Here is a 26,057-nt window from a genome sequence, read left to right on the forward strand (position 1 = left end):
GTATGCCTATAAAACCCTATATCGATGAAGATGAAGTCTTGAAACTGGAAATTCTGGTGAAGGATAAAAACGATGGATTGGATACCTTGCTGAAAGAAGCCCACGTTCATTTTGAGCTGAATAAAATACCATCGGCAAAATTCACTTTTATTGCTTCAAATAAGGATATAGATAAAAAAGAAACTTTTCCGAGTGATGCATTGAAGGAGAATGATGAAATCACTTTTAATGCCACTATTAAAAAAGAAAAAAAAACACTGTTCAAAGGGGTTATAAAAGCTACTGAAAAAGTGCAGGACGGCAACTTTATCAATATAAAAATTGAATGCAAAGACATTGCTTTTGATATGACATTGCCCAGCACAGAACCAGAAACCAACAACCAAACTTTTGAGGACAAACTGAAATTATTCACCAAAAAACTAAAACTCAATGATGAGTTGTCTGGGAAAGATTGGGGGAAAGAAAAAATAACACACAACTCGGCAACACTGCCTTGGGATTTTGTTTTGGGATATTTGGATTCGGTTGGGGTTTTTGTTTCCATAAAAAATGGTGAATTTAATGGTGTTGATTTATTAAAAACGCCTCCCACAGAAAAATATTTAGCCGAAAATGGTATTAATGTTTTCTCTTTCACGGGAAAATCAGATGAGACCAAAAAATTAAAAAAAGCAATCATTGAGCATTGGGATCCAGCAACGCAAAAAATAGTCAAAACTGAAGAAACACAAGAAGCCATAAACCCTTTTGAAAAATTAATAAAACTCAACGAAAACAGATTTAGTGAAGCGACTGTTAAACGAATGCTCAAAGCGATTCTTAAAAAAAGCGAACTGCAAACCATTAATGGAAAAGTGCAAACTTTTGGAAATCTGGAAGCGCATACGGGTGATTTTATAAAATGCAACAAGGTAAACGAAAAAATAGATGATAAAGCCATCATCATTAGCGCCATAGAACACACTATCGAGAATGGAAATTGGAAAACCGAATACACTTTAGGATTTGAGGGAGAACCTTCATTTGCAGAAAATGCTAGCAAACAAACGGCAAGTCCACAAGCACAAATGGGACAAACAAATGCTATTAGTGGTTTACAAATAGGCGTTGTTGTTCAAATTGAGGAAGATCCCAACAAAGAATTCCGAATTAAAGTTCGTATCCCTACACTGTCCGAAAAAGGAGAAGGCGTTTGGGCCAGACTTGCCACTCTCAATGCCTCAAAAGAAATGGGAAGCTACTTTATACCGAGTGTAGATGATGAAGTTATATTGGGTTGCTTGGGAAATAATCCAGACACTCCTATTATTTTGGGAAGTTTGTACAGCAGTGCAAAACCAATGCCCAACCCCATCAAAAAAGAAAATTACATAAAAGGTTTTATTACCAAAGAAGGAACCAAAATAGTACTCGACGACGAAAAAAAGTCAATTGAATTAAGTACCAAAAAAGGAAATAAACTCCTTATAAGTGATGATGAAAAAGGATTTGTCCTAGAAGACGAAAACAAAAATAAAATAACGATGAACAAAGATGGAGTTACGATAGAAAGCAGCAAAGACTTTATAGTAAAAGCATCTGGAGATGTAAAAATTGACGGAACAGGTTGCACTGTCAATGCATCCGGAAATATGGAATTAAAAGGGAGTATCATAAAAATAAATTAATATGCCAGCAGCAGCAAGAGCATCGGATATGCACGTTTGTCCATCCGTAACTGGGACAGTTCCTCATGTGGGCGGACCTATTTTGCCAGGTGGCAATACTACTGTACTAATAGGTGGAATGCCAGCAGCCGTGGTCGGAGACAATTGTGTCTGTACGGGTCCGCCCGATTCCATCTCAAAAGGCTCCGCAACCGTTACTATTGGCGGAAAAGCAGCCGCAAGAATGGGAGATTCAACAGCGCATGGAGGAACAATAATACTAGGATGTCCAACAGTTTTAATAGGAGATTGAAAATATGAAAGACGAAACATTTATAGGAACAGGTTGGAGTTTTCCACCCTCATTCAATCCCATTTCCGGGTCAGTAGAAACGGTGGATGGAGTAACCGACATCAACCAAAGTCTGCAGATTCTTTTGGGGACAAAACTCGGGGAACGCATTTTAAGATCCGATTTTGGGTGTAATCTCACCCCATTATTATTTGAAAATATAACCGTAACGCTGCTCACCAAAATAAAAGGAATTGTGAAAATGGCGATATTAAAATATGAACCCAGAATAGACCTCAACAATGTTTCATTTGGCGCTGAAGAAACATCACAAGGACTGATAAAATTAGAAATAGAATACACTGTAAGAACCACCAACTCGAGACAGAATTATGTATATCCTTTTTATCTGGAAGAAGGAACTTACATCAAATAAAGTGGTTAGTTATAAAATCTTTATACTAAAAATATAAAAATGGACAATTGCTCATCAAACATATCAATTCATCAAGGAATGGGAACTACCCAAGAAGAGCGATTTTTGATGGCTCTCAAACCCGATTATTTTCTTGTTGATGAAAGAAAAGAAGTTGATTTTATTGCTTTTGCCCAAAAATTGGCTGTCCATATAAAATTCTATAATGACTCCAATGTAGAGGACGGCAATTGGTCTAATTTTTTTCAGTGGGAATCGACTGCTATTCTCGTTCAGTTATATTTATGGGATGTGCGAAAATTACAAGAACAGTACAAAATCTGTAAAATTGAAGTCAAAACTTCAACAGTAGTTGCGGATCAAAAAAAAATACTTTTGTCCTATTTTGAAACCATAAACAGTCAATTCTTAGATTTTAATCGAAAAATAAATGTTCTGGATTCAACCCTTTCTGCCAAAGAAACCTTGCAAGGAACAAGTCCTTATTTCATCCAAAAAATAAAAGATTTGAATGACAAAATAACGGCAAGTACCAATCCAGTGGCTTTGATTTCTAATTCTCAATTTGACAAAAACGTACAACAGCTTTATGGATTAATGCACAATTGGAAACAAGTTGCTGGAGAAAACATCTCAAATCAATTGGAAAGCTACTCCAATCACAAACCTCATTTTACATTATATCTTTCCTTTTTAAAACTTTTAGGAATTGCACAAAGCCAACTCAATGAGTTTACAAAAAGACATCTTGATTTTTATTACCGAGACGTTTTACAAATACAACCTGCAAATGCACGACCTGACTATGTACATCTTGTTCTTGAACCTACTCCTGAAAAAGCAGTACTAGTCCCAAAAGGTCGTGTTTTTCCCGCAGGCAAAAATTCATTGGGCAAAAACAAATTCTATACCTCAACAGCAGACCAAGCCATTAATGACGGCAGATTACATTCTTTTTTAAGCCATTATAAAACTATAACTTCTCTTTGGAATCAATCGGATTTTATAAAATTGAATGCTCAAAATAAATCTTTCAATGTGTTTTCAGATTCGGGAACAATGGTAGAAACTGGCTTGCTTATCGCCAGTCCGTTATTCTTCTTGAGTGGCGGTTATAGAGTGATTTTTCTCAAAATAAACGATGAAACTTTAGATTTATCGCACTATAAATTTTTTATCACTGGCGAAAAAAAAGTAATCGAAATTAATGCTACTTATTACTATGGTAATTATATCTATCTAGAGATCTTAGCATCCGAAAAAAAAATAATTGCTCATGATCCCGGAATCCACGGCGGTGTAAATATAAAAACCGATTATCCCGTTCTCAAAATCGTATCTCTAAATGGAGCCAAGCAAATCGACATCACTCAGCTAGATATCTACATTTATGTTTCAGGTTTAAAAAATTTTGTTTTAGGCACCGACACCGGATTGGTTGATACCAGCAAAACGTTCAAGCCTTTTGGCGATTTTCCAAAAAATGGCAATGGTTTTGTCATTGGCTGTAACGAATTTTTTGTCAAAAAAAATGCCAATCTGTCTCTCAATATCAATCCTTATTTCAGCAGTGGCCTTGATTTGCAAACAGAAAAACTAATAGATGGATTGTGGAGCAATACTCAAACTTTTAATTATCAAATTGAAAATACAAATCCAATCCCGGAATATCAGGAAAAAAACACATTGCCAAACGCTTCCAGCGTTTCAGGTTATGCGAAAATTATACTAAACGACACCGATTTTGCAGGGGAAAAATTTCTTGAAACTTTTATTACTCAAAGTAAAGCAGACAGCGTTACTCTGCCTGTAGCTCCTACTATTAATGAAATTAGTTTGCAATATTCTGTTTCGGATACCTATGTCAATGGCGCATCAAATAACCCAATCGAAGTGTATCACATTTTGCCTTTTGGATACAAAAAAGATGAACTGTATGATTCCAAATTTCCTCATGATGGTCCAGTTGGTGGTGAGCTTTATTTAGGATTTGAAAAAGTAATTCCAGGAAACGGATTGTCACTTTTAATTCAGCTTGCAGAAGGAACCGCCAACCCAAGACAAGAACCAGCTACAGTCAAATGGTCTTATTTGAATCAAAATACATGGACACCAATTGATCCACATGAAATGGGTGACGAAACCAATGGACTTACACAATCCGGATTGGTGCAATTAACCATTCCTGAATTTGACACCAGTCAAACTACCATACTGGAGAAATCTCTTTTTTGGATAAAAATATCAGCAGATCGAACCGATGCCATTTGCCATTTTATTGGTGTTCACACTCAAGCATTGAAAGCAGTGCTAACTGATTTTGAGCAAAACGGAAATGTTTTCACCGAAAATACACCCAAAGAAACCATCTCAAAATTTCATGAACCTATTGATTTTATAAAAAAAGTCACTCAACCGTATGCATCTTTTTCGGGCAAGAAAAAAGAAGACGACGTATTGCTTTACCAACGCTCTAGCGAAAGGTTAAGACACAAAAAAAGAGCCATCACTTCATGGGATTATGAACGATTGATCCTCGATGAATTTCCAGAAGTGCATCGGGTAAAATGTCTAAATCATTACCGTTATAATGCTACCACGATATCCAATGTTTCGGCGGGCTATATCACTTTGATTCCAATCGCAAAATCCAATAATTATCAAAATCCTGTTTCCTGGAAACCTCTTTTGAGTTTGGGAACTATGAAAAAAATACAGCAGTATATTACCAAAATAGCTTCACCTCACGCTAGGATTTCGGTTAAAACACCCACTCTGGAAAAAATAGAAGTCAAATTTAAAGTCAAATACCATGAAATTCCGGGTGCCGATACTCGCTTATATGCCTCCGAGTTAATAAAAATAATTAACACCTATCTAAGTCCGTGGGCTTTTGAAAACAATGAAGTGGTTTTTGCCAATGCCATAGAAACCTCAGCACTGATTCAATTAATAGACAACCAGATTTTTGTGGATTATATAACTGATTTTGAAGTCAATCAAATCATTCTCAATGACACCAACGACAGCGTAAAAAACATATTTTATAAAGTAAAAGAAATTATTCCGATGACCGATTTCACTTTGTTTGTACCCAACGAGTCTCATTTTATAGAAGAAATAAATAATTGATCAATATGAAAACCGATTATTTTATAGCAAAAGACCGAAAACTACTTCCTTCTCAAGATTATGATTTCTTGAGAAAAGAAGGAATGAAGTATATAGAAAAACTGGGAAACAAACTTTGGACCGATTACAATGCACACGATCCAGGGATAACCATTCTCGAAGTTTTGTCTTATGCTATTACCGAGTTGGGGTATCGAAGCAGTTTTGACATTAAAAACATTTTATGCGACCGATATGGGAAAATTTCAAACCATACTTTTTTTCCTGCCAGTACTATTTTTTCTAATGCGCCACTTACCGAAATTGATTATAGAAAACTACTCATTGATATTGACGGTATTTCTAATGCTTGGTTTTTAGCAACCAAAAAAACAGTTGATTCTTCCGGTTTTATGGCACCACACGACAATGAGATTCCTGTTTATATAAATCCTGTAGAAGACAAACTGAGTTTAAAACCTGTTGACAAAAATAATACCGTACTGCAAAGATTACCGCTTAGAGGTTTGAACAAAGTGGTATTGGAACTGGAAGAAGATCCAATTTTAGGCGATTTGAATTCCACTCTTTTGGACTTCGAATTTCTTGACAAAGACCAATGGGTTCAGGTAAACATTAATCCGATGTTTGATTCTTGGAACAATCCAAAAGCCAATTTATTAGAAATATTGAGCAAACCGGCTAAGATAAAAAGCAAAAAAATTGAGAAAATTGACAACAAGGTAGTACTTACTCTTTTTAAAGTTCCAAATGGTGTCGAGTTCCTGACTTTTACCATTATTTGTTATGACCCAAGTGAAATAGATATTGTGTTAGCTCATTTTTCTGTTCCAAAAAATTATCTTGAACTGGTTACCCTTTTTAAAGATAAAAAAAATAAAGTCGATGAAACATTCCAAAGAGTACATAAAAAACTGCATCAAAACAGAAATTTCACTGAGGACTTTTTATGCCTTTCAATTATAGAAAGCATCGAAATTGGAATTTGTGTCGATATCGAAATGGAACCCCAAAGCAATGTAGTTGATGTTATGGCTCAAATTCAGATCGCCCTATTTGATGTTATAAACCCTCCTATTCGGTTTTATACATTGGCACAATTACTCGATCAAGGTTATCATTCGGAAGATTTATTTCTCGGTCCCAAACTAGACCACGGCTTCCTGAAAGAGGAGGAACTAAGTAATTGTTCCTTACCTACGGCGATTCACTCTTCGGATATTATTGCTGTATTGATGGGCATAAAAGGAGTGATTTCGGTCAATAATCTTTTGCTTACCGCTTATGACAAAAATGGAAAACCTATTCCCGGAAGTTCCAGTCAAGCTTGGAGTTTGCCTCTTTCTGGAGAAGTGAATCCGATTTTTACGCCTAAGAAATCCAAAATACTTTTGTTCCAAAAAAAGATTCCTTTTCTGCTTTCAGAAAACAATCAAATGTTGGTGGATCAAAAAATAGAAATATATAAGTCCCAACAAAAAAACTACAAATTACTTAACACCAATAACGAATTGCCTTATCCATCGGGAACTTTTTATCAACTGGATGAATATTACAGTATTCAGGATGAGTTTCCTCAAAATTATGGTTTGGGGAAAAATCAATTATCCAATAAAGAATCCGATTTACGAAAATCGCAGGTCAATCAACTCAAGGGTTACTTGCATTTTTACGATCAAATTTTGGCCGATTTTTTTAATCAATTGTACCATTCCAAAAATATTTTGGACACCACAACAATAGATAGAACTTACTTTCCCCAGTTTCTTTCCAAAAATGATTGGACAGGTGGTGCATTTTACTCCAAAGAACTTTACACTAAATCCTTTGAAGATAATTTGTGGATTTCGAAAAATGATCGTATTTCTATTTACGAAAACAAAACGGAGTTCTACGAACGACGCAATCGAGCATTAGACCATTTAATGGCGAGGTTCGGAGAAAGTTTCAACGATTACGTTTTTATGATGTATCAGGTCAATCAAGATGCAAAAGGGTTGGGCGAATTGAGTTTTCAATACGAAGATTTAATACGAGACAAGCAAAATTTTATCAATGACTATCCTGAAATAAGCAGTAAAAGAGGAATCGGAATGGATTACATAAATCCGAACACCCTCACTCCACCAGTTTTTTGGGGTTCCAATTCTAGAGGTGGTTATGAGCAACGCGTGGCTAAATTATTAGGCATTAATGACATTAGCCTAAGAGATATTGCCAATGACGATAGTCCGCAATCGCAATTGTCAATCCCAACAAAATTGGGGGTTATTCATTTTAAAATACAAAGTCCCGCAACCGATTTGGCCATTAAATGGAACTGGCTTCAAGAACATATTTTTGATCCCAATGTCTATACAATTCATAAATCGGGTACCAAATATTATCTCTATCTCGAAAAAGACGCTACTAAAATTGCCAAAGTCGATAAAGCGTTTGCCACTTTTGAAGTTGCACATGATTATTACAATTCTTTACTGCAAGCTCTGAATGAAGCTTTTGAAAATTTTTATACCATAGAACATTTGTTGCTGAGACCTTTATTGACTTCCAACAAAGACAGTGACTTACTAACGGTTTGTTTGCAGGACGATTGCAAGGACGAAGCCAACAATGATCCTTATTCTTTCAAAGCCACCATCGTTTTGCCTGGTTATCTGACTCGTTTTAGAAACTTGACTTTTAGAAAATATGCGGAGAAAGTTTTCAGACAAGAAGCACCTGCACATGTATTATTAAAAATTTGTTGGGTAAATGCAAACGACATGAAACAGTTTCAATTAGCCTATAAAAACTGGCTCGAAAACTACCGCTACTTTAGAATAAAATACTGTTCTAAAACATTACTATCAAAAGACGAAACCAGCTTCTTGCTTCATCATGCAGCAATGATAAACGCTCTCAATGAATTGAACACCATGTACCCCGAAGGAAATTTATTCGATTGTCATTTGAGTGAAATTACCAACCCCATATTATTAGGAAATACAGCATTAGGAACACTTTAAAAATAGTAACATGAAAGCATTTAACAACTCCAAATATCCCGTTTTTGAGGCAGATCAAGTTCTAAGCCAAAAACATCTCAACAGTGTTGTAAGTTATCTTGAAGAACAAGACCGCTTGTCTCGAACAGGGCTCTTAGGGATGGGAATTGTATGTGGATTAGAAATTTCGCATCCTCAACCCAACCAAATTAAAATAGGTTGCGGAACGGCTGTTACTTCATTGGGGTATGAAATTAACTGGGAAGAAAAACTGTTTACATTCTATCATAATTTAGAACTTTCAGCCAATTTTTTGGGAGCCAATTACAGCAAAGAACCTTTTTTGGAACCCATACTTAAATACGGATCTAAATATTCGCCTTTCAAAAATGCTATTGAATTGCTGGAGCCCACAACTACGGAACTAGTTAAAACAGCTATTCCCAATGGTTTTTTTAATGATAAAGTAGTCGTATTAATTCTGGAAACCGCATTGATTGATGAGAAAAACTGTGTCAATACCAATTGTGATGACAAAGGCAAAAGACTGGAATTTACCGTAAGGCCTTTGGTTATCAACAATTCGGATATTGCACCTTTATTACTCAGCGGTTTTGATATCAAAAAAGCATCTCAAAAACTAGTTACTCCCAGATATAACGTGCCTTTCAAAAATTTGGTGACAGGACAACAAGTGCTTGACGGTTTCAAAAACTGGTATGATGATGCATTTCTAACCACGCTTTCCAATCAAATAAATGCGATTTATAACACCAACAAAAATGTACTGAAATCAACTTCCGACTTTTCTTCGTTGAACAATTGCAAAACTCAATTAACACAAACCATCAACGCTAACAAAGACAAATTGCAAATTCAATATGTGTGCGATTGGATTGGTGATATCGTTTCCGCATATAATGAAATTGTAGATTTCGAAAATCAGAATCCTACTTTTTGTTGTTTTGACGAAAGTCAGTTTCCTTTTCATATCATTTTAGGAAACATCAATTTGGAAAATAATTTCAGAACGCCTTTTGTAAAAACAGGGAATACCGATAAAGAAATTCTACTAAGAAACAAACTCAACATCTTGTTTGAACGATTGGTGCTTTTGATAAAATCGTGGTCTATTACTGATACTGTTATCCGAATAACACCCACCATTTATGGCAAAACTCCTTTGTCCAAAAAATCGATTCCTTATTATTATTCGAACTTTTTGGATCTAAATAAAAAATGGAATCCCGATAAAACAGTAAAAAACAAAACCAACGAAATTCTTTCGTATCAATCCGAAAAACCAAATTATACCGATTTACAGTGGGTCAAAAAACCACTTTTGTATGATTTAGAACCGTATAACTTTCTAAGAATTGAAGGCCATATTGGTAAAAATTATCTGGAGGTACTTACTGAATTGTCTTCCTTGAAAGACACTTATAATCTACCATTCAAAACAATTGCACTTAATGCAGTTGATTATGTAGGCAAAGAGGTGGACATCACCAAACATCAAGGGGATTGGTCAGATCTGGAAGTTGATTATGATTTGGCCCGAAAAAAAGTGTACAATATCACCGAGTTTGTCATTAATTGGATTACTTCAAACAAAACGGAGATCATCGCGCAAACCTTCATGACCGATGCCACAATTACTTCTCTCAAAAACATTTTGAACGAAGTAAAAACGTTGCTAACAGAAGATTTAAGTGAATTTTTACCCAATTATAAAAGCTTTTACGAAATTTTCAAAAACTTAAATGTCCTCTTTTTATTCCATCGTTTTTGTCTTTTATGGGGCAAAAAAGATTTAAGCATTTTGGTTGAAGACTTAATTGATCATTTGGATCAAATCAATGAGTTGTTTCTTGAAGATTCCTTCACTGTATTATTTGATGAAGCCGTAAAAAGATGGAATGCCAGTTTCAAAGATTTGTTTCTTTCTACTTTTTTACAAAAAAACAAAGGAATGGAACACCACGCAGGTGTTTCGGTAGGAGGTACATTTATTCTGGTTTACTCGGATACCTCCATTTTTAAACCACAACAAATACCTCCAAAATATCTCGTGTTATTAGATTCTATTAAAAGTTATACGGATAGTTTCACTTTTGGAACGGTTGAGCAAACAAAAACAATCAAAGAAGATCTCACCAAAAGTGTATTATACAAAAAAACTAAATTTTCACATGCCGATTCCTATGATGAAGCTGCGCTAAAAGATTGTAAAAATCAAACAGAGAACATCAAAGCCAATTTGATAAAAGTGGCACAACAAAATATGGCCAATAATTATCCCTTGCATTTACAAGAATTTTTCTTGTCTAATATTACAACCCTATTTCAATTTGAACCGCTGATTTTGGCTGAAAATAGTGCTCCACAAAAAGTGGTGCTGGCCGATTTCTTCTTGCCTTATATTCAAAATCCCGAAGGAAATAACATCAATATCATTATAGGAAATACGGAAACAAAAGTTGGCGATTTTGAAAAAACAGATTTCAATAATGACGATTTTAACACTTAGCAACTAATTCTTAAAAAATAAAGTTATGGCAACCAAACAAGAAATAATTACAGCAATTGACGGCAAAATTATTGCAAAAGGAAATATAACTGCTGTTGACACTAACAAAATCCTTAAAGACATTCTGGAGTTTTCAGACAAACCTGTAACTCCAACTCCAATCGCTGGCTTTGATTTTGGGAATATCAATAAGCCCTTAAGTACCAAACAACTTGCAACGGTAAAAGTGAATTTTACAGGAATACAGGAACTTTCGTGTTCATTATATATATGTACTGAAGCACGATTGAAAGACCCTGCAAACACTGACCAAAAAAACAATCCCGAATGGTTGTTTATACCTTTAAAGGAAGAAGAATATAAAATTCTACAGTCCTTTTTGCCCAACATCAATGAGAAACAAATGTATCTCACTTTCATGGTTCCCTTCTATAAAGCAGAGGATAAAGAAGGTACTACTCCAAGTACAGCAGGAGGTTTCAATACTGATACAAGAGCAACAGTAAGTCGATCTGATTTTCCGATGACAATTATTGGCATTGGCTTACTTGAAGACAAAAAGAAGCAGAAAGGCGTTCACATTATATTGCCGGAAGCAGGTCATATTTCAACCTCTATGGCGCTTTTGTACAAACCAAACAAATTTGAATTTGGCCTATTCACAAAAGAAATGCAAGAGAATTTAGAAAAAGCATTGAATAGTATTCTTGAAGACAATGATTTAATTATTGATTAAAAACAATGCATTTAATACAACAACATACAATGGATATCAGCTGTGCTTCGACCGATTTTGGGAAAGAAGTACAAAATGTTGTTGCTGCATTATTAGAGAAAGAATTGTATCCAAAGCTTGAACTATTATTAAATCTCTATTCTTTTCAAAATTATACTTGGAAAATTGACAAACTGGAAATAACACTTCCTCCGCTTTCCAAAAAAAAATGGAAAGAAGAAATTGTGACACATTCATTGGAACAAATTGAATTTTATCTAAAAATGCATTTTGAAAATTTTGAACAAAACCCCAGCATAATTGAAAATTCGGAAATCGTATTTACAAAAAATAGCATTCTTGAAAGTTTATTTTTTGATTTTTTACAAAAAGGAATTCTTTCCGAAAATGGATTGATTAAAAACCTTGAAGAATTAATTGCAAGTGTAGAAGTAAATGAATCTTTTATTCAAAAACTAAAAGATTTATTTATAAAAAATCCGAAAGCCCTAATACGATTTATACTTGCATTCTCCGAAGAATTTAAGACGAAAATTGTAACTCAAATTGATGATTCGCAATCGGAATTAATAACAGTACTACAATTTGCATTGGCTTCAAAAGCAAATTCATTTCCTGGTAAAGCAATAGAAAATTGGATTGAATTTATGGCTTGGCAATTTTATTTTTTTAAAGAAAAAATGATCTCGAATTCGACCCTTTATAATACTGTTAAAACCATTACTTCCCAGTATTGGGACATAGAATCGGATTATTTGTTGATTTTAAAAGAATTATTAATCACAGAAAAAGGTCTTCATAAAAAATACATTTTGTTACAAAAAAATGATTTTATTGCTTTTTGGAACATCTTTTTGAATACCCTAGATTCTTTAAATTCAAAAGAGGAATCCGTAAGTGAAGAAATAAATACTTCAGAAATTAAGAAAAAAACAAAATTAGAAACTCCCGATTCAAAAACACAGAATATGATTTATGTTAAAAATGCCGGTTTGATACTATTCCATCCCTTCCTAAAATCGTTGTTTGAGCAATTAGAACTAACCAAAAATGACATTTGGACCAGTAAAATGAGCCAACACAAAGCGATTTTGTTAACTCAATTTTTAATTAGCGGAGAAACAAAAATAGGCGAAAATGAACTGGTGCTTAATAAGATTTTATGCGGTTTTCCCATAGAAAATGTGGTCAATACGCAACTGGAAATTACTCCTAAAGAAATAGAAAAATGCGAAAGTTTATTAAATGCCGTGATTGAACATTGGAAAATTCTAGGCGACACCTCCGTTGCAGGTTTACGGGAGACTTTTTTGCAAAGAGAAGGGAAAATCCTATTTACTGAGAATGAAAAATTAGAACTCTGGGTAAAACAGGAAGGTGTGGATATTTTATTGGCTCAATTACCCTGGGGAATCGAAATGATAAAAACCCCATGGATGGAAGATTTTTTGCAGTGTTATTGGAATTAAAGCGCTCGAAGATAAATCAATTTACACCTTAACCATTGAATAAAAATGTCTAAAACAGGACTTCAATTTAAACCGGTTAAAAAGCCACAGCGAAAACTGGTACCTTTCTTTCCTTCTGCAGCCAAGAAGAAAAAGAAAGAAACTGCTCTTGTGCCTGTTGCAGCAAAAACTACTAAAAAAGAAGCGCTAGATCCTGTACTTGACCCAAAAAAGGCATCCATACTAGACATTCAGAAGGCTAAAATTGTAAAAACTGCAAAAGCACAAAAGAAACACGGTACTGCTGAAGAGAAAAAATCGGAAATGCAAAAATCGGTTGCAATATCTCCCGCATTAGAAAAATCGAGTGTAGCCAAATCGAATCAGGTGGAAGACATGTCCAATCAAAAAACCAAAAAATTTGATTCCAAAAAATTTTCCGATGCTATTTTAGATAATATCAAAAAAGTAATCCCAAAAAACAAAGAGGAAATGGAGAAAGACCAGACCTCTTCTGAAAAAATGGGTGCTGCACAACAAGGCATTACAGATACTTTAGAAAAGGAAAAACAAAATACAAACGGCGATTTATCCAATGCTGTAAGTGCAGCTCCAGATCAAGCGAGTGTGGTCACAAAAGTAGCTACTCCATTGCCAAAAGAAGACATTGGAGCTTATCCTGTTGTTTCCAATCCAGGATTTGCACCTCCACTTAAAACTGCTCAAGACAACGATCTTTCAGCTGATTCCAAAAAAATTGATAGTGAATTGGCCAATAATAATGTGTCGGAAGAACAGCTTCAAAATGGAAATGAAGCCGCATTTGATCATTCATTGACAGAAAAAAAAGAAAGTCAGAAAAAAGCAGAAGGTACCCATCAGCAATATTTAAAATCGGCCAACCCAATTGCTGGTGCTACAAAAAATAGTACCAATGCCCTTACTACTGTCGGACTGGCCAAAATGAATGCAACCAGAAACAAACAATTAAGTCAAATAGATAAAAACAAAGAACTTAAAAAACAAAAAGAAGAAGAGGTTCGAACCAAAGTCGCAACCGATTTGAATAAGATTTATGATGACACCAAGCTTTTGGTAGAAACCAGACTGAAAAACCTTACCGAAAAAGTAAACAAAGATTTTGATGAAGCTCTCGATATTGCCAATAAAGCATTTGAAAAAAATGTAAAAGAAAGAACGGATACCAATTGGCTGGAAGATTTGGCCAATTGGGCAGCGGGAATTCCAAATGATATCAAGAAAGTTTTCATCGAAGAACAAGATAATTTCATCAATTCGTTGGCTCCTGTCGTGCGTAAAATTGGTGAATTTGTCGAAAAAGAATTGAGCCAAGCGACAAAAGATATTGACGACGGAAAACTCAAAACTCAAAACTATTGGAAAAATCAAGATAAAGACACCCAAAAAATTGCAGGTGATGTATTTGCCCATGCCACCGAGCGTTTTTCTGAATTGGATTCGAAAGTTGATGAAGCCAACGAAGGTTTAAAACAAAGTATTACCACCAAATTTAATGCGGCCGTTGCCAAGCTGGAAGAAACTTTTGATAAGATACAAGAAGAAAACAAAAGTTGGTTAGAACGTGCTTATGATGCAGTTGTTGGAGTCATCAAAGCTATTATTGAAATGAAAAATCTGTTGCTTACTGTATTGGCAAAAGTAGCAGACGTTGTTGGAAAAATAATTCTGGATCCTATTGGTTTTCTCTCCAATTTGCTTGACGCAATTGTTTTAGGCTTTCAGAATTTTGGCAAAAATGCTTTAGAACACCTCAAAAAAGGATTCTTCGAATGGTTGATGGGCAATATGCCTCCATCGATTAAATTTCCGAAGCAGTGGGACTTAACCGGAATTTTTGAATTTATAATGTCCGTTTTTGGTTTGACTTGGGAAAATATTAAGGCTCGAGCCACAAAGATGTACGGAGCAACGGTTGTCGCAGCGCTAGAAACTGGCTTTGAAATTTTTCAAATAATTCGAAAAGAAGGACTCGGAGGATTGTGGAACTACATCAAAGAAAAAATTGGCGACCTCAAAGTCATGGTCGTTGATGCCATACAAAACATGCTTATCGAAACGGTAATCAAGGCAGGAATCACTTGGGTAATCAGTTTGTTTAATCCTGTTGGTGCTTTTATAAAAGCGTGCAAACTCATTTACGACGTCGTTAGTTGGTTTATCAACAACGCCAGAAGAATATTGGATTTAATAAACAGTATTGTTGACAGTACAGCACTTATCGTAGCAGGAAAAATAACCCAAGCCGCCACATTTGTCGAAAATTCATTAGCCAAATTGGTTCCAATAGCCATTGGCTTTTTGGCGGGGTTATTGGGTCTTGGGGATTTAAGCAAAAAGGTTCAAGCTTTACTTGATAAGATTCAAGCACCTATCAATAAAGCCATCGATTGGGTGCTTGAAAAAGCTGGAAATGTGGTAAAAACTTTGTTCAAAGCGGGAAAAGCTGGTGTAAAAAAACTGATGAGCTTTTTTAGCATTAAAAAGAAATTCAAAACGGAGGATGGACATTCACATAGTCTTTATTTTGAAGGTACCGAAGAAAATGCTGAATTAATGGTAGCCAGTACTCCGGCAACTTTTGCAAAATTTATAAGCAAGTTAGGAAAAACAGATGCCAAAAAAGCGGAATCCAAAAAAAATGCACAAGCTGAGTTTAATTTGCTAAAAGTGGCTATTTCTAAGAAAAATAAATCTGCTAAAGGATCGGAAAAATATCAAACGGAACAAACCGAAAAATATGAGGTAGTTACAGATCATGTCAATAAACTGAGTAATCACATGATTCCGCTTTTTAATATGGAAAGCATCGGAAAGTTTGAACTTACATTTGGGTCATTACAGAATGGTTTTGGGACAAGCATGGAGGTGAAAAACCTTCACAAAACAACCAAACCACCGACGGGATCAGTACCGGGCGTTACCAACGCTGGTTATGAAACGCTTAAGAAAAAACGAAATGGCAGTTCAACTTACTATATCTTGGGACACTTATTAAATCACAATTTAGGAGGAAGCGGCAACGATTTTAGAAATCTTACTCCTCTGACCCGAAAAGGGAACAAGGATCACAATGCAGACATTGAAGAAACGGTAAAAAAGGATTTAGCCGACGACAAAGTAATAAATTATAAGGTGACACCAATTTATGGTGGAAATTCTGTAAAAAACCAACCGCAAAATTTATCGGCAAAAAGAAAAAAAATTATAGAAATGGAAGAGAAAACCCCCTCAATAATAAATTACGAATTCTCTTCCTGGAAAAAAGACGATCCAAATACCAAAGTTACAAAAAGTGATCATTTTAATAATGGATTGGACTATACTCATGGCGATTATATAGAATAGCACGAGAATATAAATTTAAATTAAACGAAATAACACATGCCATTTCAAATTCTAAAATCATTTCTCATTCAGTCCCTTCGCGTGACAGAGAACGAAGAAAAATCAGCATCTTATAACTTCGAGAATTCTTTCCTTGAAGTTTTAGATCGAAAAACGACTCATGATGAAGCCGTAATTTTACTATTGGCATTGGTTCCTAATATTCTACCTCATTTTTTTGATGAAATTATAAAAGAAGTTTATCCAGATGGCGGTGAACTCCCCGAATTGGGCGGAATCCGTTTGGACAATCACAGGGGAATGCTACCTACGGGTGAAACTGCACAATATGTTTTGGCAAAAGAAGATGTCGATCATCGATTGGAAATACAACAATTATTTGCGCCTTCACATTGGTTTTCCAAAGAAAATATTTTGTTCCTGGAAGAGGTAAAAGAAGGCGAACCCTTGATGAGTGGCCGTATTATTTTGCCTCCTGAAATGGTTCATCTTTTGTTTTTTGGCGAAAAATTAAAACCAAAATTCGGCACCAGCTTTCCAGCACAGGAAATTACCACTCAAATGGAATGGCAAGATTTAGTGGTAAATGAAAATACACAGGATCATATCAAACAAATCAAACTTTGGTTGAAACACCATAATCAATTGCGAAACGATTGGGGAATGGCCAAACAAATTGCTCCTGGTTATCGAAGTTTGTTTTATGGTCCATCGGGGACCGGGAAAACGCTTACTGCCACTTTGCTAGGAAAAGAATTTGGTAAAGAAGTCTATCGCATCAGCTTATCGCAAGTAGTTTCTAAATACATAGGTGAAACCGAAAAAAACCTGGAAAAAATATTCGTTCAGGCCGAAAACAAAAATTGGATTCTCCTTTTTGATGAAGCCGATGCGTTGTTTGGAAAACGAACACAAACCAAATCTTCAAACGATAAATACGCCAACCAAGAAGTGAGTTATTTATTGCAAAGAGTCGAAAATTTTAATGGATTGGTCATCTTAACTTCCAACTTTAAAAACAATATTGATGATGCTTTTTTAAGGAGATTCAATTCAATTATTCCTTTTAACAAACCCACGGCCGAAGAACGTTTGCAATTATGGAAAAATTGCATGCCGAAAAAAACAAAATTAAAAGACCACAATATACTCGAAATAGTAGCCAAAAATTATGAACTCAATGGTGCTCAAATAGTCTCGGCAATGGCTTTTGCCTGTTTACAGACACTTGATGAAAACACTACTGTTATCGATTCTCGACATATTTTGAAAGGAATCGAATTGGAATACAGCAAAGACGAAAAACTTTTTATTATGGCAACTTTGGTTTCCAAAACAGGATAAAAAAGGAGGGGCTGTCTATAATAATTTTAGCAAATCTTAAAAACAAAATACCATGCAAAAAACATTCTACAAAAAGGAGTTACTCATCAAAGCAACACAACAAAGAAATAGCACTACCAATAACAAAAAAGATATTGAAAAAATTCAATCTTGGCTCAATTTATTTGCTATGCAAAATCCAAGCTCAGGAACTGCCACAGGTATTGACGGTGATTTTGGACCGGCAACCGAAAAAGCAGTATTGAATTTTCAAAAATTCAATAGCTTATCCCAAACAGGAATTGTTGATCAAACTTTATTTAACTTGTTTACAACACCCTTAAAAAAAGCTTTTGAAGACCCCATTGCGGGTAATAACCTGAGAGAATTGGTGCTGAATGTTGCCAAAAATCATCTCAAAAATCATCCTTTTGAACTTGTTATCAATAATCAAAGTAATTCGGGACCTTGGGTACGAAGTTATATGGATGGAAATGAGGGAACCGATTGGTTTTGGTGTATGGGATTTGTACAATCAGTACTCGACCAAGCCGCATCCATACAAGGAAAAAACTTCAAAACGCTAATGCCGCTAACTTATAGTTGTGATACTGTAGACACTACTGGCATTCAAAAAAAATTGCTAACCCGTTACCAAATAGCGAGAACAAATCCAAGTGTTATACAACCAGCGGATGTGTTTTTATTACAAAAAACACCAAACGATTGGTTTCATACCGGAATTGTAACTGCTATTCATGGTGATGTAATTGAAACTATTGAAGGAAATACAAATGCAGATGGTTCCCATAATGGCAACGCCGTCATGAACCGAATCCGAAACTTTAAACAATCCAAAATTGACTTTTTCTCTATTGAGCCTTTGGTCTGAAAAGGAAAATTTATTTATATAAAAACCCGATTAAAGTTTCCATTTAATCAGGTTTTTAAAAATCTAATTTTACTTAAAGCTTCCAAAATAAACTTCTTTCATAAATATTCTATTGCCAAAAACGGGATTAACCTCCACTTTTTCTCTAAGCTCTTGATAAGAAGTTTCCCCATAATAATCTTCTATTTCGTTTAAGACTTTATGTGGAATTTTACCATTGTTTAATGCTAGTATCTCTCGGTAATCTTGAAAAATTTTTCTTTCGAAGGAAGATTTATTTCCCTTGAAATATTCAGTTTTTTCAAAAGAAACAATAGTAAAATTTTCTTTGTCGACATAGAGATTGTATTCGGTTTTAGGAACCGTTCGGTTACTGGAATTGAGTGTTTTTTCAAAGTAAGTAAGATGGTAACACAATCTTCCATCTGATATATCATCTGACACTAAATCAAACTTATTCCATAGATCAATTCGGAATGAAGTCAATAAATTCAATGGATCTAGATTGGTCACAATATCGGAATAATCAGAATTGTTTATTTTTTTCCATTTTTCGGTGCTGTTATCCATATCGTCATGAACCCATGATTCTGGACCATTTACGATTTCGAAATAATTATTGGGTGTTTTTTTCTTTAAAAGATAATTTTTCTCGGTTGCCCACTTTTCTTCCATTTGAGGCATATTGTTGTCCTCCAATTTAAGTTTCGACAGAATATGTGTTTTTTCTATTTTCTTAATGGCTTCACTACCTCCCAAGCTGTTTAGTATTTTGCCTAATAAATCTGAATTTTTTTGAAAAAATACAGAGTCTAATATATTCTTCCTCTCATTAATGCTTTTTTCAATAGCGTTAGTTCTGTTTATTTTCTCTTGTTCCCAATCGGCATCTTCCTGAATTATTCTTTCAAAAAAAGCAAGTCTCTCTTCTTCCTTTTCTTCCTTTATTTTGAAACCTAATTTTTTTAATTCAACAAAACGATTCGTATGCGTTCTTGTCATTTTATCAACAAAATAAGCTTTGTTGACACGTGCTATAATATCTGTTCCTTTAGAACTTTGTTTGTCATTTTTAATCACTAAATCAGCAAAATACAATGCTTTTTCTTTATTTTCTAAAAGCAAATACGTCAATGCCAAATCATAAGCGGTTATGAAACGAATATTTTCGTTTTCTGGCGCTTGTGGATACTTCGTCAAAAGACTCTCCAAGTATAGTAAATGAGGTATTAACGTCTTTGCATCCAAACCTTTTTCTAATGTCACTTTTCCCATTTGTTCCGTTATGGCATTTTCAAAGGCAAACATTTGCAGGTATTCCGGATGTGCCTTGGAAGTCATAAACTCAAATTTGTCTTTTACCAGATCATTATAATATCCCAATTTATAATTGAGTAAACGCTGGATTCGATCCATCGTAGAATAAATAACCGTGTCTATTCCTAACTCTTCAATTGTAAGGTTCTCTTTTATGTCAGAGTTCTTCATTTTTTCCCGGTTGTAAGCCACTGCCTCTCTAGCACTTTCTTTATTGTAACCACCCTGAAAAACATTCTTCTCGGAACTGACAAATACATCTGAGTAAATCAATTTATCGGCACACTTCACCTCTATATTTACTTTTACATCATAACCAGAATACGGATGATAGATCCATACTTTGGTTTTGCTATTGTAAACACTATCCATTTGAGTAGTCGTGTATCTTGGAAAAGGTATAGTGATATAAATTTTTAACTTTCCATTTGAAGGGTCTTTTATATAGCCATCAATATTGAAATAGCTCTTTTTCAAAACTTGTTCCTCGCTTTTCAACTCAGGATCCATTTGATAAAATGTAGTTTGGGTAATCACATTATCCAAACAAGGATATTGAGAGTACAAAATTGTTGGCACGAAAAATTTGCCTTTTTTATAAGTGACTTTGTCTTGTGAATGGATTGTATTAAATCCAAAAATAAAAAGGAGAAGTATTATTTTTTTCATATATGTAAAATATATTTTTCAGCTGTCATATATGTTAACGCCTTTTATGTATTGGTGTTTGCTTGCACAAACTTGCTGCCAATGGCGATTTCATATTCAAAAAAAAAGCCATCAAAATAAATTTTGATGGCTTTTGAGTTTTTTTGTTTTACTTTTTATTAAAAATTTCTATTGAATCATCTAACACGTAAAATATGTTTTGTGTAGCTGGATCAATTTCATAAACTGGATGATTGTTTTTAAATGTTACTTTATCAACCTCAACTCCGTCTGCTTTTCTAACTTTTACAAGCATTTTTTCACCAGTTTCTGTTTTTGCAAAAATATACGAAAAATCTCTGTTTTGTTTCATTGCATTAAAACGAGAACCGAATCTTGCCGCAACCATCGCCAATGCATCTGCTCCCGCAGCAGCAGCCATAGACTGATTTAATTGTGCTTTATTTTTTGATTTTACAACAGAAGTTGTCTCGTTTCCGTCTGCATCACGAGTAGTCATAGTCCATTCAGAACCTTGAATTCCTTTTGCTACAGAAGTAGCGCCCAATGCAAAACTACCAACCATTGCAGCACCTTTTAAAAACTGTCTTCCTGTTTCACCTGGTTGATTGTAAGTATTGTGATATTTTACAGTACCATCAAGTGCAACTCCCATTACTTCAACAGGTCCAGAAAGAGCAACTCCCCAAGGGAACATTTCGATGCTGTTTAACTCTTTCTCTCTTTTGATGTTTACTTCTGCAAATGGTTCCGGTTTGTCGTCAATTGAAGGATTAAATTTGTATAATTTTTCATCATTGTATACTAAGTAAGAATTTGTTGCCTCATCGAAAGTTGGCAATACGGGACGATCTTTATTAAACTTTATATTACGTTTCCATAATTTTTTACCCGATTTATAATCTACCATATTACCATAAGTTCCTGTAAGATACATTACCTTTTCTCCAACTTTCCCTAAGTAAAAAATAGGATCTTCTTTGTCATCTGCAATCTCAATAAAATTTTTCCAAAGTTTTTCTCCGTCCTTATTGATCAGCATCATTTCGTTTTCGGCTACATACAAAAAGTCTTTATCGATAGGAATTACTTTTTTTAATCCATCTCCACGAGCATCTTTCTTCCAAATTTTTTCTCCAGTTTTTAGGTCGAAAAAATTAAAGCCACTGTAATGGGCAATCAACAATTTGGTTCCCCAATCTTCAAGATAAACTACATATTTTGTTTTTATTGACTCTTTCCAGATGCTTTTTCCTGTATCAGTGCTTAAAACATTTATGTATTCTTTTGATGAAAAAGTTCCCGCTGAATTAATTACAACAATATTATTATCGTTTTGAGTTGGGAAAAATTTTGTATACTCTTCCTCGGCTTTCCAATTTAATTTTCCAGTTTCTCTATTGAAAGAATATAGTTTTCCATAAAGTAGGTAATAAATTGTAGCACCATTTACCTGAGCTTTATTGATAAGAGATTTTAGAGATAAACTAAAAAAAGATTTTGATTTATCTACAGGGGTTTTCCATTTGATGTTTCCACTTTCCAAATCAATTAAGGCAATATGCATCTCCCCTTTTTCTCTTAAGGTAAGTAAATATTCGTTGGTTTCAGCAAGGAAATCCGATTGTACAACCCAAAAAGATTCTTTGGAAGAATTGTAAACTATTTTTCCTGTATCAGTTTTAATTATTATGAATTTAGAATTGACATAAGCTTCCACATAAGGACTATTAGGGACGCTTTTCAATTCTTTTTTTTCTGCAAACATTTTGTCCAAATCGCCATCTCCTAAGAGTTCCATTGTTGTTGCATTACCATAATCTTCTTTGGTTAAAGTCCATACAATTTTTTTGGTCTCAGCATCTATTCCGCTGATTTTACCATTTCCAATAAAGACAATTATTCCGGTAATCTCGTTTTGCACTAAATCTTTGATAGTGCCGTCTGTTTTAATTACTTCATCGTAATTTCTTTGTGCGAATGCTGATATACTTACTAATAAAAGTAACAGCATTGAAAACTTAATTTTTTTCATTTTGTGGGGGTTAGTGATTCTTGATTTGGTTAAAAAAAACGCACCTCTTTTATGCAAAAAATTAGTACGTTTTTGGTTGCGGCAAATATAAAAATTTATATTTATTTTAAGAAAAAACTTCTTTCAAAACATCCAAAGATTTAGGTCTTTTGAATCCGTCGAGATGAAAACTGTAATAATCAATTAAAATCTTTAAAAGCAATTGTCTTTCAATGACATGAAACGTTTTTTGATCGTTATCAAATTTCAATTGAATTAATTTTTTGAACAACTCAGTTTCGTGTTCTGTGAGCGAACTAATGGCATGAAAAGGAGTAAAAACACCTTCGATCATTTCGAAGAAAGGCATGTCCATATCCGAAGTATCGGGGTAAAACCCGAGGTATTTTGTGGTTTCCAACATTAGAATCAAATGGAAATTGGAAATTTCATCGTGTTGGTCCAACCAATGCAAAGCCGTTTCTAGAAATGTAAACAACGATTCGTTTTTTTCTTCCTCATGTATCGAATGATGCAGAATTTCGGAAAGAAACAAAACGATGGTACTTTTAAAAATATCCGAATGTATCGAATGAAAAGGAGATGAAATTTTTACTTCTTTGAAATTTTCTAAAGTGCCTTTGTTTTTGTGAACGGCTTCAATTTCTATAATCGTCAAAGGTTGAAAATAGGCCATTTTTTGACTCGCTTTTCGAGACGAAAAAGCATCCCGAACAAAATAGGATTTCAGTCCGCTCGATAAGGTAAAGCATTTTACAATCAAGCTTTTCTCTTGAAATTTTAATGTTGAAATTACGATGGCTTTAGTTTTGACCAGCAAAATTGGATTGTTTGATTATTGGATTGTTTGACCTCTTCGAATTTACGCTTTTTAGACTTTTGAACTTTCGACTATCTAATTATCATTACTTTTTTGACTTTGGTTTCGCCTCCATCTTGAGCGGATACAAAAATCATATAGACACCCGATGCTACTCTGTATTTTCCGAAAGCGGTGGTATCCCATTCCAGAGTTCCTCCCTCAGTTGTGGCTTCGAAAACCAGATTGCCAGCAACATCTGTAATTTTTACATTGGCTTTGTTGAGCAATCCATTTATTTTTACCGTTCCTTGATATTCTGGGCGAACGGGATTGGGATATACGTATACATTACTCAAGTTTTCACTGGCAGAAGTTGCAATTCCTTTGAAAGAAATCAATCCTTTGGATGTCGCAATAAAAACCTCCCCAGTACTGCTGTTGATGCTAATATCGTTTACCACATTACTCGGCAATGGAGAATTATCTGTTGTAAAATGATACTTGGTTTCTTGTCCGTTTGGAGACACCATAAATAGACCGGCATCGGCAGTAGCTATCCATTTATTGTTGGCTCCGTCTACTTCTATATCGCTTATAAATTGCTCATACAGTAATTCCTGCGCCAGATTATCCTCCAAAATAATGATACTTTCTGTGGTCAACTGACTCTCGGTTTGAAAATTGTTCACATTAGACAAAACCCTCAATCCTTTAGTTGTTCCTATCCAAAGTTGATTCTTAGTATCTACTGCAACTGTTCTAACGTCTTGAATGGGTAAATTTCCTTGATCTGCCCCGAAAGTAATTTTTTTGAAGGTATTACTGCTTTCGTTAAAACCTATTACCCCATTTTTACTGGTTGCCATCCATTTGGTACCATACTTATCGATAACCATTGTCGCAAAATCATTTTCTGTTGGTGCCGAAAGAATTTTATCCATGGCATAACTTTTCCATTGCCCGCTTGGACTTAGCATTTTCAAACCATTTACAACCCTACAATTGGTTACCCATAAATTTCCAGATTTATCAAATGCCGAACCATTGATTCTTATGTCAATATAATTGGGATCTGGCGGGCTAACGGTTAGTGATTCTAAAGCACTATTGGTTTGATTGTACAAAATTGTTGGAATATCCTTTTCTATTTTCAACAAGCCTGAAAAAAAAGAACTGGCATAAACTTCATTTTCATTGGTTGGATTTACAGTGATTCGGGACATCGATTTGGCTCCAAAAACAGTATTAAAAGGAATGTTCAACCATCCCGATGCTGTGAATTTACTTATGCCAAAATCATCCAATGGATACGGATTGTAAAAAGTATCATAGTCCCCATAAACAGTCCAAAGCTGTGTTGGAGTAACTTGCATAGAGAAAATACTGTTTCGGGAAGGTCCAATCGGTGTTATGTTTTCATACGTTGAACCGGGAGAAAGTGAGGTAGTAATTAATCCATTTTCGGCAGTACCAATATAAATTGCATCACTTATAATAGTCGCACAGCTAAATGTTGAATTTATCTCTGGGATTTCATTTCTGTTTATTTGACGTTGCAACACCAGCTGTTTATTGTAAATAAAAATGGTATTGGCTGTCGTTATAATGAAATAATCTGTGGTGGAACGAAAATTTGTGGTTGCTTCCGATAATGGCAAAAACCCATTAAATGTATTGGAACCCGAATCGTATTTGTGAATGTGGCCTACTGTATTTACTGCATATAATTCGGTGCCAAAAGATGTGATTCCTGACCAATCGCCTGCGTTTATCACTTGCCATTGTTTGAAATCGATTAAATTGGGATTGGTTGTATCTCCTTTTCTAATTCCGCTTGAAGTGGATGCATAAATAAATCCGTTGAAAATGGCAGTTTGAGAAACTTTGATTTCGGCGCCATTGTCGCCTATGAAATAGGTATCACCAAACTTGGAAGTGGCCAGATTGAATTGAACAATCCCAAAATCGGTGGAGACATATACTATTCCACCAAATTCCATGAAATTATTGATTCGTTTTATACTACTTGGTAAATTTTTATTGATGATATCGACCACTTTGAGCATCGAACCATCAGCTTCGTTGATAACGATTAAAAGACCGTTTTGATAGCCGACAATAGTTTTATTGAACGTTGGACTGTAATAAAGCGCCGTAATGGTTTCGCCCGAAAGTCCATCTACTGTTGTGGTGGTTTTTACAATGTTTGTATTGTTGTTTCTGGAAAACAACGCATTTTCAGAAGCGGCATAAATAGTCGTTGGCGATTCGGAAACAGCTTTGATTTGAGTGTACGAGAAATATCCTTGCCAAGACAAATTGGTTTGGGCAAAAGTGATTTGTAGCACAAATAAAAAAAATAGATATAAAAGCCTTTTTTGCATTGAATCAATATTGGTTCACAAATATAGTACAAAGGAAA

General features: G+C 34.7%; 15 protein-coding genes. 11 read left to right on the top strand and 4 right to left on the bottom strand.

The window, feature by feature from the left end; genetic code table 11:
• Positions 1–2: 2 nt before the first annotated feature.
• Genes HQN62_RS01460 through HQN62_RS01510 form a run of 11 tightly spaced genes read left to right on the top strand, consistent with a single transcriptional unit; the run spans position 3 to position 18,812 of the window.
• Positions 3–1,670, top strand: a complete 1,668-nt coding sequence (locus HQN62_RS01460; protein ID WP_173503046.1) for a phage baseplate assembly protein V — start codon at positions 3–5, stop codon at positions 1,668–1,670.
• Position 1,671: 1 nt separating this feature from the next.
• A complete protein-coding gene (locus tag HQN62_RS01465) occupies positions 1,672–1,962 on the top strand; it encodes a PAAR domain-containing protein (protein ID WP_173503047.1) in 291 nt (96 codons plus the stop codon).
• A 4-nt stretch (positions 1,963–1,966) separates the two neighbouring features.
• The gene (locus HQN62_RS01470) at positions 1,967–2,377 is read left to right on the top strand and encodes a GPW/gp25 family protein (RefSeq protein ID WP_173503048.1); all 411 of its coding nucleotides are present in this window, start codon (positions 1,967–1,969) and stop codon (positions 2,375–2,377) included.
• 39 nt (positions 2,378–2,416) lie between these two features.
• Complete coding sequence (locus tag HQN62_RS01475) at positions 2,417–5,509, top strand: baseplate J/gp47 family protein (RefSeq protein ID WP_173503049.1); 3,093 nt, start codon at positions 2,417–2,419, stop codon at positions 5,507–5,509.
• A gap of 5 nt (positions 5,510–5,514) precedes the next feature.
• Positions 5,515–8,517: a hypothetical protein gene (locus HQN62_RS01480; protein ID WP_173503050.1), complete on the top strand. Its 3,003-nt coding sequence runs from the start codon at positions 5,515–5,517 to the stop codon at positions 8,515–8,517.
• Positions 8,518–8,527: 10 nt separating this feature from the next.
• Positions 8,528–11,026 (top strand): hypothetical protein, encoded by a 2,499-nt coding sequence (locus HQN62_RS01485; protein ID WP_173503051.1) that lies wholly within the window; start codon positions 8,528–8,530, stop codon positions 11,024–11,026.
• A 25-nt stretch (positions 11,027–11,051) separates the two neighbouring features.
• The gene (locus HQN62_RS01490; protein WP_116796732.1) at positions 11,052–11,762 is read left to right on the top strand and encodes a hypothetical protein; all 711 of its coding nucleotides are present in this window, start codon (positions 11,052–11,054) and stop codon (positions 11,760–11,762) included.
• Positions 11,763–11,767: 5 nt separating this feature from the next.
• A complete protein-coding gene (locus HQN62_RS01495; protein ID WP_173503052.1) occupies positions 11,768–13,231 on the top strand; it encodes a contractile injection system tape measure protein in 1,464 nt (487 codons plus the stop codon).
• Between the two features lie 45 nt (positions 13,232–13,276).
• Positions 13,277–16,597 carry a DNA/RNA non-specific endonuclease gene (locus HQN62_RS01500; protein ID WP_173503053.1) on the top strand — a complete coding sequence of 1,107 codons (3,321 nt, stop codon included), beginning with the start codon at positions 13,277–13,279 and terminating at the stop codon, positions 16,595–16,597.
• A 36-nt stretch (positions 16,598–16,633) separates the two neighbouring features.
• Positions 16,634–17,941, top strand: a complete 1,308-nt coding sequence (locus tag HQN62_RS01505; RefSeq protein ID WP_173503054.1) for an ATP-binding protein — start codon at positions 16,634–16,636, stop codon at positions 17,939–17,941.
• Between the two features lie 52 nt (positions 17,942–17,993).
• Complete coding sequence (locus HQN62_RS01510; protein ID WP_173503055.1) at positions 17,994–18,812, top strand: peptidoglycan-binding domain-containing protein; 819 nt, start codon at positions 17,994–17,996, stop codon at positions 18,810–18,812.
• Between the two features lie 69 nt (positions 18,813–18,881).
• Here the strand turns inward: HQN62_RS01510 and HQN62_RS01515 are convergent, their stop codons facing one another.
• The 4 genes from HQN62_RS01515 to porZ all read right to left on the bottom strand — a co-directional run bounded on the left by HQN62_RS01515 (position 18,882) and on the right by porZ (position 25,983).
• Positions 18,882–20,798: a hypothetical protein gene (locus HQN62_RS01515; protein WP_173503056.1), complete on the bottom strand. Its 1,917-nt coding sequence runs from the start codon at positions 20,796–20,798 to the stop codon at positions 18,882–18,884.
• A gap of 148 nt (positions 20,799–20,946) precedes the next feature.
• Entirely contained in the window at positions 20,947–22,833 is a 1,887-nt protein-coding gene (locus HQN62_RS01520; protein ID WP_116796726.1) for an outer membrane protein assembly factor BamB family protein, read from the bottom strand.
• Between the two features lie 106 nt (positions 22,834–22,939).
• Positions 22,940–23,653, bottom strand: coding sequence for a DNA repair protein RecO (gene recO / locus HQN62_RS01525; RefSeq protein WP_111408263.1), 714 nt, complete (start codon positions 23,651–23,653; stop codon positions 22,940–22,942).
• A gap of 71 nt (positions 23,654–23,724) precedes the next feature.
• Entirely contained in the window at positions 23,725–25,983 is a 2,259-nt protein-coding gene (gene porZ / locus HQN62_RS01530) for a type IX secretion system anionic LPS delivery protein PorZ (protein WP_371811628.1), read from the bottom strand.
• Positions 25,984–26,057 lie beyond the last annotated feature (74 nt).

It is taken from the genome of Flavobacterium sp. M31R6 (assembly GCF_013284035.1).
Classification (GTDB): Bacteria; Bacteroidota; Bacteroidia; order Flavobacteriales; family Flavobacteriaceae; genus Flavobacterium.

Excerpts from the sequence above, each read along its gene's own strand:
- HQN62_RS01495 (WP_173503052.1), top strand. The coding sequence starts at position 11,768 with ATGCATTTAATACAACAACATACAATGGATATCAGCTGTGCTTCGACC.
- HQN62_RS01520 (WP_116796726.1), bottom strand. The coding sequence starts at position 22,833 with ATGAAAAAAATTAAGTTTTCAATGCTGTTACTTTTATTAGTAAGTATA.
- HQN62_RS01515 (WP_173503056.1), bottom strand. The coding sequence starts at position 20,798 with ATGAAAAAAATAATACTTCTCCTTTTTATTTTTGGATTTAATACAATC.
- HQN62_RS01460 (WP_173503046.1), top strand. The coding sequence starts at position 3 with ATGCCTATAAAACCCTATATCGATGAAGATGAAGTCTTGAAACTGGAA.
- HQN62_RS01500 (WP_173503053.1), top strand. The coding sequence starts at position 13,277 with ATGTCTAAAACAGGACTTCAATTTAAACCGGTTAAAAAGCCACAGCGA.
- HQN62_RS01475 (WP_173503049.1), top strand. The coding sequence starts at position 2,417 with ATGGACAATTGCTCATCAAACATATCAATTCATCAAGGAATGGGAACT.
- HQN62_RS01470 (WP_173503048.1), top strand. The coding sequence starts at position 1,967 with ATGAAAGACGAAACATTTATAGGAACAGGTTGGAGTTTTCCACCCTCA.
- HQN62_RS01505 (WP_173503054.1), top strand. The coding sequence starts at position 16,634 with ATGCCATTTCAAATTCTAAAATCATTTCTCATTCAGTCCCTTCGCGTG.
- HQN62_RS01490 (WP_116796732.1), top strand. The coding sequence starts at position 11,052 with ATGGCAACCAAACAAGAAATAATTACAGCAATTGACGGCAAAATTATT.
- HQN62_RS01465 (WP_173503047.1), top strand. The coding sequence starts at position 1,672 with ATGCCAGCAGCAGCAAGAGCATCGGATATGCACGTTTGTCCATCCGTA.
- HQN62_RS01480 (WP_173503050.1), top strand. The coding sequence starts at position 5,515 with ATGAAAACCGATTATTTTATAGCAAAAGACCGAAAACTACTTCCTTCT.
- HQN62_RS01485 (WP_173503051.1), top strand. The coding sequence starts at position 8,528 with ATGAAAGCATTTAACAACTCCAAATATCCCGTTTTTGAGGCAGATCAA.
- HQN62_RS01510 (WP_173503055.1), top strand. The coding sequence starts at position 17,994 with ATGCAAAAAACATTCTACAAAAAGGAGTTACTCATCAAAGCAACACAA.